6 protein-coding genes are annotated in these 12785 nt (G+C 51.3%); 3 read left to right on the forward strand and 3 right to left on the reverse strand.

What is annotated here, in order from left to right; genetic code table 11:
- Positions 1-181 precede the first annotated feature (181 nt).
- Positions 182-6556, forward strand: a complete 6375-nt coding sequence (locus NST84_RS15250; protein ID WP_342561043.1) for an S-layer homology domain-containing protein — start codon at positions 182-184, stop codon at positions 6554-6556.
- A gap of 119 nt (positions 6557-6675) precedes the next feature.
- Here the strand turns inward: NST84_RS15250 and NST84_RS15255 are convergent, their stop codons facing one another.
- Together NST84_RS15255 and NST84_RS15260 are read right to left on the reverse strand one after the other, a co-directional pair.
- Complete coding sequence (locus NST84_RS15255) at positions 6676-7458, reverse strand: AraC family transcriptional regulator (RefSeq protein ID WP_342561044.1); 783 nt, start codon at positions 7456-7458, stop codon at positions 6676-6678.
- 15 nt (positions 7459-7473) lie between these two features.
- The gene (locus tag NST84_RS15260) at positions 7474-8619 is read right to left on the reverse strand and encodes a glycosyl hydrolase family 8 (protein WP_342561045.1); all 1146 of its coding nucleotides are present in this window, start codon (positions 8617-8619) and stop codon (positions 7474-7476) included.
- A gap of 206 nt (positions 8620-8825) precedes the next feature.
- Between NST84_RS15260 and NST84_RS15265 the strand changes: the two genes are divergently transcribed.
- A complete protein-coding gene (locus NST84_RS15265) occupies positions 8826-10265 on the forward strand; it encodes a glycoside hydrolase family 43 protein (RefSeq protein ID WP_342561046.1) in 1440 nt (479 codons plus the stop codon).
- Positions 10266-10278: 13 nt separating this feature from the next.
- Complete coding sequence (locus tag NST84_RS15270; protein ID WP_342561047.1) at positions 10279-11802, forward strand: glycoside hydrolase 43 family protein; 1524 nt, start codon at positions 10279-10281, stop codon at positions 11800-11802.
- Between the two features lie 145 nt (positions 11803-11947).
- On the opposite strand, the gene NST84_RS15275 is transcribed toward NST84_RS15270, so the two are convergent.
- Entirely contained in the window at positions 11948-12754 is an 807-nt protein-coding gene (locus NST84_RS15275; protein WP_342561048.1) for an AraC family transcriptional regulator, read from the reverse strand.
- Positions 12755-12785: the final 31 nt, after the last annotated feature.

Genomic DNA, 12785 nt, shown 5'->3' on the forward strand with positions numbered 1-12785 from the left:
CCTATGGTTTTCCCGTTGTACGGTAAGGGATGTTTTTTTTGTGCAAATTTAAAGCATTACAGTGTTATTTTAAAATGATTCGTGCATCGCTCTCATACAAATCCCATTTTTGAATTGATAAGCTATAACCAGGAAAGGCGATGTAAGCGTATACAGAATAACCTAAGGAGGAACACGCAGAATGAGGAAAAAGATCTGGAGAAAGACACTTGCGGTTTCAATGGCAGGCGCGCTTGCGCTGTCCGTTATTGTCCCGGTGCCGTTTTCCAACCCGGTTCAGGCTGCTGCGGCAGCTGCAGCTCCGGCACAGGTAACCGCCGACTGGTACAAGACCTACCAGACGATGGACGGGGTAGGGGCAGCCTATGCGTATACGGATTCTATCCATATGCTGCAGCTGGCCACAGCCGGCCATCAGGATACGGTCAGGCATCTGCTGGATTTGACCTTCAGTGAAAAGGAAGGCACAGGCCATGACATTGTCCGGGTTATTATCGGCGACAACGGCGGTCTAACCACTACAGGAGCCACTGCGGCCAGTCCGGGGTTCAACCCATTGACAGGACTGCTGGCAGATGTCAGCAAGCCCGGCTTCGATGTTGAAGGAAATGCGATTCCGATGCGGGGATCAGCAGGACAATACGGGTATAAAATCGAAGCCGAGAACCGCTATTATGACGGGAATACCGACAGCATCTGGCCTGTTGAACCTGAGCATGCTCCCGGTACGCTTGTCCCGGTACAGGATTTCGTCTGGGATTATCCATCGTGGAATGAGCCGATCGGCAATGATGACGGCGGCCCGACCAATCTTTTAAGCGCGCCGGGAGAAGCTCCTGTAGTCATAAAGAATTCGCCGCGTACCCGCAAGGAGCTGTTCGATGTGGATCAGGTCTGGACGATGCGGCAGGCCATGCAGTACGGTGTTAAGCAATTCTATGCATGTACCTGGACTGCACCTTACTGGATGAGCCAGTCTTCGACCAATACCCCAAGTAAAATCATCCGCAACGACACGGCTACCATAAACGGAAAGACAGTAAAAATCTATTATCAGGCCTATGCGGATTATCTCGTTAATTATATCCGCGGCATGTGGGAGCAATGGGGAATTCCCATTACACACATCAACCCCTTTAACGAGGTCGATCTGGCAGGCGGGACCGCCTCCTATGTAACCGAGCTGATCAACGGCTATATTGGCCCGACTCTGAAGAAGTCCATGCAGCCGGGCGGCGCCCTCTATGATATCCAGAATCCTGACGGCAAGCTGATTGACTTCATTCCTCAGCTCGCAGCAGTAGACGGCACCAATCTCGGCGCGTCGCTCAGCAGAGGAGGGGAAGTATTCTCCCAGACCGACCCTGACAATGCGCTCGACAAAAATCCGTATCTCGACGTCTTTACGACCCACTTGTACGGTACGGTCGGCATAGGGACAGATGAGAACAAGCTGTACCATACGGGTGACTTCTCCCAGAATCCTCTTGATTATTCAAGAGACGGAAGCAAGTATCCCGAATATTTAACCAAGTATAAGCTGTGGCAGGCCGAATTCATGAATCAGGATACCGCTGACGGATCAGCCGGCGCCTATACCCAGCGGTACGGCAATCAGAATATTAACGATGCTGTGCGCTGGTCGAATCTTATGACCAATATGTTCAACAGCAACCCGGGTTTTAACGGCTTTGTCTGGTGGAGCATGTGGGATAGCAATGGTGCAGACGGCTCTGACCTGATCCGTTTCGTCACGACCAACTCACAGCAGGAACCGGGACGTATCAGTACATTAACGGGTGAATATCGTCTGTTCAAGCGCTTTTACGGCTACGGGCATTTCTCCCGGTTTATGAATCCCGGCGATGTCCGGTTTGATGTGACGCGTAATCCCGCCGCCGATATTAATGTTACCGGGTTCAAGAATCCGAATACCAATGATTACTCCATCACAGTTTCCAATGCCAGGAATGATGACAGTGTTCAGCCGCTTGAATTTAACTTAAAGGACTTTCCGGCAGGTACCAATAGTGTAACGGTGTTCCGTACTTCGGGCAGTGAAAATATGAAGAAGCTGACAGCCATTCCTGTTACGGACGGCAAGTTCGTCATTGACATCCCGTCCGCCAGCATCGTTACCCTCGTTCCGTCCCAGGGTACATTTGCCACATACAAGGGTCTTGAAAGCGAACGCGACATTTTCTCCAGCCTGGAGGCTGAAGGAAATGATAACGGCGTACCGGGTGACAGCGCAGGAAATGCCGGACGTGCGAACGAGGCCGTCTCGCTCGGTGATGGCGGATTCCTGGCCTACAAAAACCTGAACTTCGCCGACGGCTCCGCTAACGGCGGTGTTGTCCGCAGGCATTTGCTGTATCTGACTGCCCAGACGAAATCGGCCCATGGAGGAAAGCTTGCCGCTTATGTCCTTCCGGTAGGCACAGCAGTCAGCAGCAGTGCTGATGTCCTGTCCAAGGGGACGCGTGTAGCGGAAATTACAGTACCAGCCAATGAAATCTACGGCAAGTACCAGGATATGGTTGATACGGGTGATCTGAGCGCCTATGGCCATAAGGATCTGTACATGGTTGCCGAACCGAACGGAGCTGGCGGTACGATCACGATTGACCGTTTTCTGTTCGGAGCAAACGATTCCGACTGGAGTGTTGCCGCTAATAATTCGACAGTCTCCATTCCGGGGAACATTCTGCAGAATGGAGATTTCGATACAGCTACCTCCTCCACTACAGAGCATTGGTCCACGGGACGTTACAACAAGGGCACCTTTGAACCGTCTGTCACTGGACCGGCGTTAACGGCAGATACCATCCAGAGCTATTCGGGCCTGTCCCGTTACCTGAAAAACAATGCCACCTCGAAGGTTGCCGGTTCCGCAAAAATAGCGGGACGCACCGACACAGCCGGGCAGTATGACGGAATGTGGCAGGATGTAACCGGTAAGCTGAACAAGGGCGAAAGCTATAACTTCAAGGGCTATTTCCTCTCTATGCTGAGCCGGCCGGAGAGCTATGATCTCGCCGCTGAGAATCCCGGTGATGTGGAGGCTGCGCTGGTATTTTATGACCAGAACGGCAATCAGCTGGGCATAAGCGGGATCAATAACCGCGATATGCCTGAGCCGTATGCAGCCCGTGAGGCTGGTGATCCGGCTTACTGGAGCAACGGCAAATTTAACGGACGCATCCTGGAGGGCGGGCCGCTTACTTTAAGCTCCTTCCAGCCTGTAGACGTTAGGGTCGCAGACTGGCATGAGACGCCAAACCGGCCGTTTACCTACGACGAACCGGCAGGCACTGCCAAGGTACTACTGGCAGTATATGCAAAGGATGCCAACATCCTGTATGCAGATCAGCTGTCGCTGACTCCAGAACGGGTAGCGTCATACAGTATCTTTATTGACGGCATTCAGCTATCCAATTTTGATGCAGCCAAATACGAATACACGTATACCGTGTCCGGAAATGCCATACCGGAGGTTAAGGCTGTTTCCAGTGATCCTGCAGAAATCATCAGTATTTCACAGGCAGACAGTGCGCAGGGTACGGCAGTAGTCCGGTTTATAAAAGGGGAGAATGTTAAGACATATAGAATTACTTTCAGCACTAACGAGCTGATTTCATTTGCAGATGGTCTTCCGTCAGGCTGGGAAATTATGAATCCGTCAGATCCGCAGAGCGCCTTAAGCTTTAGCGCCGAAGGCGCCACGATTAAGACACTTAAAGGCGATACTGAATATCCTGCCAGCCATAATATGCTGCAGTTTCCGGGTACTGCCGAAGGCAACTGGACGCTGACAGCAAAGCTGGTAGTGGATAAACCGCTGAATGATTCGTCCATGGGGGAGAATTCCCAGGCCGGACTTGGCATCAGCCGGGTTTCGAGCGGTGAATTCTACCGGATCAATGCAAGAAAAGTAAGCGCGAATATTAAAGTCAATAATTCGGGCAAAACAGGCAGCACCTCCTTTACCAACAATACCAATCAGACCAATTTGAGCGGAGTGAACTATTTCCTGCGCATTGTAAAGGAAGGGAATGTCGTTCAGGGGTATTTCTCGACGAATAGCGGTTCCAGCTGGACCGCTATGGGCAGTCCGTCAACGTATACCCCGGAATTCTTTAAGGATGCAAGGGTACAATTGTACGGAACCAATAACAGTGCTTCTACTGATTTCCAGGTAACCTTCACCAATGTGAATCTTCTCAAAACATCCGGAGGAACCGGCGGGGTCAGTGCGGATCAGCTGGCACTAGAAGAAGCAGCGGCACTGATCGGCAACCGGATTACAATTCCGGATACTGCCGGTGATGATGCAGCAGCACTGTTAGCCAAAGCACAGGAATATCTGAACAACCATAAGGAGCTGAAGGCGCTTGAAGTAAAAGCTGCGCTCACCTACCAGAATGAGGCTTTCTCCCTAACGCTGTCCAAGGGCAGTGCAAGTGTATTGATCAGTCCGTTAACCATTGCGGAGGGTGTGAAAGCTGTAAGGGATTTTGAGGATCAGACGCTTCAGGGCTTCAAGCCCAAAGGCAGTGCAGGCGTAACGCTTACGTCTGTAAAAGAGACAAACCATACTCCAGGCGGAGCATATGCCCTGAAGGTAACCGGCAGAACAGCCAACTCCGACGGCCCGTCCGTTCATGTGAAGGATATGATTAAGACCGGTAATGCGTACAAGGCTGCCGTATGGGTTAAGCTGATTGAGCCCGCAAGCGCCCAGCTGAAGCTGACCGCACTGGTCAATGCTGATACGCCTTATTACATCAGCCTTTCAACCCAGACTGTAAGTACAACCGGAGATTGGGTCAAGCTGGAAGGCATCTACCGTTACCTGCACGATGATGTCACTCTATATGTAGAAAGCCCTAACAGTGCTACGGCTTCGTACTACATTGATGATTTCAGCTTCGAGGAAACAGGGCCGCCGGCATGGGGTGAGGGAAGCAAGCTTGAAGCTTCTGATCTGACGAGTACTGAAGTCACCTTGTCGTGGCCGGCAGCAACAGATGAAACTGGAGTCACCGGATACCGGATTTATACGGGTGCTGGTTCAGACCCGGTTACTGTGAACGGGGATGAGCTTACTGTATCAGACGCTGTATACCGTTATCAGCTTACCGGATTGCTTCCGAATACCCTGTATAGCTTCAAGGTAGAAGCAGGGGATGCAGACGGCAACTGGAGTACGGACGGACCTTCTATTACAGTAACAATTCTGCCTACTTCCGATACCACACCGCCGGTATGGCAGGAAGGCAGTACGCTTGAAGCCTCCGGCGTTACCGACACGGAATTAACGTTGACATGGTCGGCAACAGCAACCGACGAAAGTGGAATCTCCGCTTACAGAATTACTAACAGTGTTGACGACAAGCCGGTTACAGTTACAGATGCCGTATACACGGAGACTGTATCCGGGGCAGTATACCATTATCAGGTCAAGGGCTTAACACCTGATACGAAATATATCTTTACCGTAGAAGCCGGGGATACCGGGGGGAATTGGAGCACCGGCGGACCATCCGTTTCGGCTGCTACCCTGCCGTCTGCGGATACGATCCCGCCTTCATGGCCTGCAGGCAGCAAGCTTCAAGCCGCCGGGGTAACCACTTCCGGGCTTACCCTGACATGGGACAATGCGGCTGATGATAAAGCGGTCACAGCATACAAGATCTTCAGGGGTGCTGAGGAAATCGCAGCGCTGTCTGGAACGGCACACCGCTATGAGGTGTCCGGTCTTTTAGCCGGTACCGGATATGAATTCTCAGTCCAAGCCGGTGATGCGGCAGGCAACTGGAGCATAGACGGTCCTAGCCTTACTGTGACCACGCTGAACAACAGCGGAGGGCCATCGGGTCCGGAGCCCACACCAACACCAATACCGACACCAATACCAACACCGACACCGGTAACCGGAGCAACTCCGGGCACCGCACCGGGAACAGCAACACCGCCGCCGGCAGCAACGAAGACACCTGCACCTTCAAGCGGCTTTGAAGACTTGGGCAGTAAATATAGCTGGGCTTCCGAGGCTATAAACGAGTTGTATGCGGAAGGAATCATTAAAGGCACATCCGATACAACGTTTAGTCCGGGGAGTAATATCACAAGAGCGGACTTTGTAGTGCTGCTGGTACGCGCTCTAGGCCTCGAAGTGGAAGCCGGCTCCAATTTCGCAGATGTTAGTCAAGGGACCTACTATTATGAAGCATTAGGGATTGCCAAGCAGCTGGGAATCATTAATGGCACAGACGGCAACAGCTTTAATCCAAAAGGCGAAATCTCCAGGCAGGATATGATGGTCATTGCAGCCAGAGCGTTGAAAGCAGTGAACAAGTTATCCGCCAGCGGCAATGCCGGGGATTTGAGCAGCTTCACAGATGGAGCGAAGGTCGCTAAATACGCTGTTGAAAGCGTAGCCGCTCTGATTAAGGAAGAGATCGTCACAGGAGACGGGAAATTCATCAACCCGGCCGGTACAGCCACCAGGGCTGAAGCCGCTGTAATGATCTTCCGTATCCTCAAAAAGTAAGCAGTTGAAATACGCAGCACAAGAAATCCCCTCACGGCGCCGGCCGGAGGGGATTTCTTGTGCTGCTGATGTTTCAGTTAATAGAATTCTTTTAACGGACGTTTAATGCATAAATCATTTTACGTTGCCTTGATATGGCTGACTCCTATATGCTTTTGAAAATTTTTGGGCGTTTGCCCGGTTATCTGCTTAAATTGCCTGCAAAAGTGCTCTACATTCTGATATCCGCACCGGGAGGCAACCTCGCCGATACTCTGGGCATTATGAATTAAATATTCCTTTGCCATACGGACCCGGCTGTTGATGACATCATCAATGCAGGAGATGCCGAATGTTTTTTTGTAGATGCTTTGGAGATAACCCGGACTGATCCGGAGAAATTCAGCCATCATGGAGACCGTCCAGTATTCTCCGGGATTATTTTGGATGGCGGTACGCAATTTCAGCAGCTTGTAGTATTGGGGCGTAATCTTATCCTGGAAGTAGGACTCCAGAAGCTTGTTAAATAACGCCCTCAGCAGAAGATCGACAGAGGATTCCTTGCAATCCAGACTGAAATTCTGCTCAATGATAAGCAGCTCCAGCAGCTTCCGGCAATATTCCGGATTACTGAGGCCAAAGGGAACACCGAACGGAAGAGGGGATTCTGTAATATAAGCTTCAGTTGCCTCGAAGCGGAGCCAGTCATTAACGAATCGACCGGTACTGGCCCGGTAATAGACCTTTTGCTGCGGACGATAGAGGATTGCGCTGTGGGCAGGGTACTCCTTAAGCACGCCATTAACCCAGAACATTGCCGGGGTCTTGGTGATTACCAGTAGCCAATGATGGCCCGCCGGAACATCTATAACAAAATTGCCCGGGTGCGTGGTGTTACACTCAACAAAGTGAATATGGGCCATCTTGACACCTCCCCTTTACCTATAGATGCGATAGTGTCCGCTAAGAGCCAGCATGGTGAAAAAGTACAGGCAATTGTCATAATACCGGCGGTCTCCGGTGCGCAGCGGTGTATCCCAGAATAGTTTCACATAGTATTCCGCATCAGGTCCGTCGGCAGCGAGTGAAGCCATGGCCAATGTTGCCAGCAGGCCGACCGGATGCAGGGACTTCTCCTCAAAAGGCTGCCCGTCTATGGTGTAGCGGCGGTAATCGGCAACCTCGATGTCCCGGAAGAAGGCCTGAATCCGGTTCGATTGCTCCACCTGCCAAGGATCACAGCGGTACCATTCATAGTCAAGCCCGATATTCGCCGCCACCCGGTAAGCATCACTGAAGAAATGGCGGAAGTCCCCGTGCGGCTGAGGCTCAGCCGGAGTTCCGTCGAAGTTGGCGTATTCGGGTGACAGCCCCGTTTCAGGATGACATGCCTTGTGCAGATAAGCTCTGCTGCCGGCTGCAGCTTCTTTCCAGAAAGCCCTGTCCTGTTCATCCGCCTGCAGGGCAAACAATTCATAGAAATGCGGCAAATGATAAGAAGGATCACTAAACGGGGTTTCCGGAACAAATTTAATCAGCCGGGTTGCCGGATCCCACATCGGATCGCCTTCACCGTCTTCTCCTTTATGAATACAAGCCCGCAGTATGATTCTGGCCTGCTCGGAATAGTTGAACGGCTCGGCACCGTCACCCCAGCGGTTGGAAGCAAAGAACAGGGCCATTGCAAAGAACTCTTCTCCGTCCGGCGCCGGGCCCGGTGACAGCCGGGTTCCGTCCAGTTTGCAGTGCCAGGCGAAATAGTCCTTGTAACGGCCTTCCGTATGCTGCATATGCACCTTGGCAAATTTCCAGAGCCGGTCAAATTCCTCTTTTTTATTCATCTGGACAGCCATCATCATTCCGTAAGACATGCCCTCTGTACGCACATCCGTATTGCCTGTATCTACGATGTAGCCCTTGTCTTCGCCCATAGTATGGTAGAAGCGGACATCACCGGCTCCGTAAAACAGCTCGTTCCAGGTATCCTCCAGCCTTTTGCGGATGAGCTCTTCCGGTACTCCTATCTCTCTAAACAAGCTTCTATATTCCCCGGTATAAAAGGAGCCTTCATTAAGATTTTTCATAACAATCCCCCGTCAGCTATTATTTTCGAAAAGTATAACATAAGCCACGCTGAAGAAATTAAAGCGTTTTCTTTAAAAAGTATAGGAGTTTTGTGCACCAGCAGATTGTGAGGATAGATCAATTCTGAGTGTTCATCTGTCATGGACTTCGCTAAAAAGGTCTGACTATAATCGATATGAATCATTCACGAAATGGAGCGGATAAAATGGAAAATCTATTGAAGCAAGCCACCGGAAAACTACCTCCTGCCGGTAATCCGCTGGTTGCGCACCGTTATGGTGCTGACCCTTATGCCCTTGTATTCGGTGACCGTGTCTATCTGTATATGACCAATGACGCTTTGGAATATGATGAGAATGGCGTGATAAAAGAAAATACTTACAGCAGCATCAATAAAATTGCGGTGATTTCTTCAGCTGACCTGGTCAACTGGACCGATCACGGCGAAATTGCGGTTGCCGGGCCGAATGGTGCAGCTAAGTGGGCAACCCAGTCCTGGGCACCGGCGGCAGCGCATAAGGTGATCGGCGGCAAGGATACCTTTTTCCTTTATTTCGCCAATAATGCCAGCGGTATCGGCGTTCTCTCAAGTGACAGTCCCGTCGGTCCCTGGGTTGACCCTATCGGTGAAGCGCTCATTTTGCGTTCTACTCCCGGGGTTGAAGAGGTAACCTGGCTGTTCGATCCGGCTGTTCTGGTCGATGATGACGGTAACGGTTACATTTATTTCGGAGGCGGGGTGCCGGAGGGAGAATACGCAGAGCCCGGAACTGCCCGGATGATGAGGCTTGGTGATGACATGATCAGCGTTGCCGGTACGGCAGAGGTTATAGCCGCGCCGTTCATGTTCGAAGATGCCGGTATCCATAAACGGGATGGCCTCTATTATTTCACCTACTGCTCCAACTTTTATGACGGGGAACGCCCGGAAGGCAGCCCTCCTGCGGGAGAGATTGCATATATGACGGGCAGCACACCGATGGGGCCCTGGACCTATCAGGGGACGATGTTGCGAAATCCGGGGCATTTCTTCGGAGTATCCGGGAATAACCACCATGCGATTTTCCAGTTTCACGGAGAGTGGTATATCGCCTATCATGCACAGACCTTGTCCAAAGCACAGGGAATAGCCAATGGCTACCGTTCAACGCACCTCAACCGCCTGTTCCATGAGAAGGATGGCTCCATTCCTCATGTTGAAGCGGATTATTCCGGTGTGCAGCCGATCAGCCGCTTCAATCCGTATCAAAATGTCCAGGCTGTAACGATTGGGTGGAGCGCAGGGATAAAGACAGAACGAAAGCCGGGCTCGCAGGAGCAGATAGTCACAGATATTCATAACGGCGACTGGATCGGATTGTCCGGTGTTGACTTTGGGGATGTCCCTGCAGCAGCATTCCTTGCAACTGTCATAAGTCTCGGGGGCGGATCAATTAAACTGCATCTGGATCATCCGGCCGGCCCGCTTATAGGGGTACTGACGGTTCCGGCCTGTGGTGAACCTGAGCTGCAAAGTCAGTGGAGGACAGAGGTCAGCGGAGCAGACGGGGTCCATGATCTCTATCTGGTGTTCACAGGCCCTGAGGAGGCTAAATTGTTCGAGCTTGTATCCTGGCAATTTTCTAACCGGATCCATGCATCCTAAGGAGGGCCTCTAAGTGAATACCGCTATCATAACGAATCCTGTAATGTGGGCAGACGTGCCGGATGTGGATGTTATACGCGTTGGACCTGTGTTTTATATGGTAAGCACCAGCATGCATTCCATGCCGGGCTGCCCGATTATGAAGTCGGTCAATCTCAGAGATTGGGAAATTGTAAATTATGTGTATGAAACCTTCGAAGACAACGAGGCACACCGGCTGCAGGACGGGAAAGGGATTTATGGCCGGGGCTCCTGGGCAGCCTCTCTCAAGTATAAAGACGGGATATTCTATGTTTGCTTCTCATCCAACGATATGAACCAGTTCTATATTTACAGAACGAAAGACATTGAGCATGGAATCTGGGAGCGTTCGGTCTTACCCGGGCTTTACCATGATCCGGCCCTGCTGCTGGATGACGACGGCCGCAATTTTGTCCTTTACGGCAATGGCGATATCCGGATCAAAGAGCTGACGGAGGACCTTGGCGCTGTGAAGCCGGGCGGGGCCGATCAGCTGCTGCTTGAGGGCGAACGGACAGGCATGGGGCTGAGGATTGAAGGCTGTCATGCCTACAAGCTGAACGGTTACTACTATTTATTCTTTATTGAATGGCCGCTAACCGGAAATAAACGCAGACGGCAGGTAAGCTACCGTTCCCGCGAGCTTTTTGGTCCCTACGAGTTCAAGATCATTCTGGATGATGATCTGGGCTACCATAATAAAGGGGTTGCACAGGGCGGTATTGTCGATACTCCGGATAACGGCTGGTATGCCGTATTGTTCCAGGATCATGATGCTGTCGGGCGAATCCCCTGTGTGCTGCCTGTGATCTGGGATAGGGACTGGCCGGTTATCGCAGATAGCGGTAGTAAGGCCCCCCGCCAATTTGAGACCGGGCTGCCAGCTGCGGAATCCAAGCCGCTGGTCATCAGCGATGAATTCGATTATGCAACGGATAAGCTGGCCTTGAACTGGCAGTGGAATCACAATCCTGACAACAGCCTATGGTCTGTTACAGAGCGGCCAAGCTTTCTGCGCCTTCGTACCGGTCAACCGGCAGACAGTATTTTAACGGCGCGCAATACATTAACACAACGGACGGAAGGTCCGGCTTGCAGTGCGGAAACGGTTATGGAGCTTTCGGGCATGCAGCCGGGTGACCGGGCAGGGATGGCAGCGCTGCAGAATGAATTCGGCGTTGTACGGATCACAGCTGCGGAGCAGGGACAGTACACTATCGACATGTGCGTCAACGGCGGCGACGGCCTCGAAAAACAGCTGGAAAGCGTTGAATTCACGGCTAAGCACGTTTATCTCAAAATTGAATTCAATTTCGAGGACAGCCTTGACGAGGCAGTCTTCTTCTATTCAAAAGACGGGATAGCATGGACCCAAATCGGCCATACCTTGCATATGAAGTACACACTGGATCATTTTATGGGGTACAGAATCGGGCTTTTTAATTATACGACCCGGCAGTCAGGAGGTTATGCGGATTTCGGTTATTTTCACTATAGAAGGGGCATTGTTTACTAATGAAACCGACGGGCTGGGGAACGGCTTTCAGAATGACATAGCGGATATTATGAGCCCGGAATGATATTTCGAATAATTATCTAAAGTTGCCAAAAAAGCCCGGGGAGCAGTGCTGCTTAGTCACTGAAAACGCCTCAGGCTTCTTTTATATTCGGGACTGGTTTTGTCTGTATTTATGGGGGGTTACTCCTGTTAAGGCTTTGAATACGCGGTGAAAATGTGTGACTGTCTCGTAGCCGCATTGCTCTGCAATATCTGTAATCTTCTGATCCGTACGTATCAGCAGCTCCTTGGCGCGGATAATCCTTTTGGCATTTACATATTGGGTTAGATTCATCGTTGTGAGCTGCCGGAAGACGCGTGAGAAATGTGGGGCAGATACATTGGCTTTGTCTGCGAGCCGGGCAAGCGAGTTCTCATGTTCAGGATGCTCGTCAATGTCACGCAGTACCTGCCTCATCCACAATGGACCTACACCGGGCTCAAGCGGGTCTTCGCGCCTGCGGACAGACTGGACATGCCGGTTGATTTGCAGCAGGAGCTGGCAGGAAAGCAGCTTGACTGCTTCATGATAACCTAACCTATGTTCTTTAAGCTCCGTATGAATTTGTTCTAGCGCCGTTTCCGCAACAACTCTCAGAGGCTCTGTCAGCTCAATCCGGTATATCCCTTTTTGCCTGGCCAGATCAAAGCACAATAAGCTCCTGTATGAATCATCGATCGGGTCCATCGCAAGCAGTGTTGGTGCGAAATAGAGAGCAGAGGATACGATGGGATCTTCGTTATGAGGCAGGGAGTGGTGAATGGTGTTCCCCGGAATGATGAACAGATCACCCTGCTTTTTCTCGTACCAGGCATTATCAATAAAAAACACACCCTTACCCTGATGAATATAAACGAGCTCATACCGGTCATGCAGATGGTCCGGGAGCTCGTTCGTTTGTCTTTTCACCGATTGGTATGCAAGTTCAAACGGAAACAGA

The sequence above is a fragment of the Paenibacillus sp. FSL R7-0345 genome, from assembly GCF_038595055.1.
Lineage (GTDB): Bacteria > Bacillota > Bacilli > Paenibacillales > Paenibacillaceae > Paenibacillus_AQ.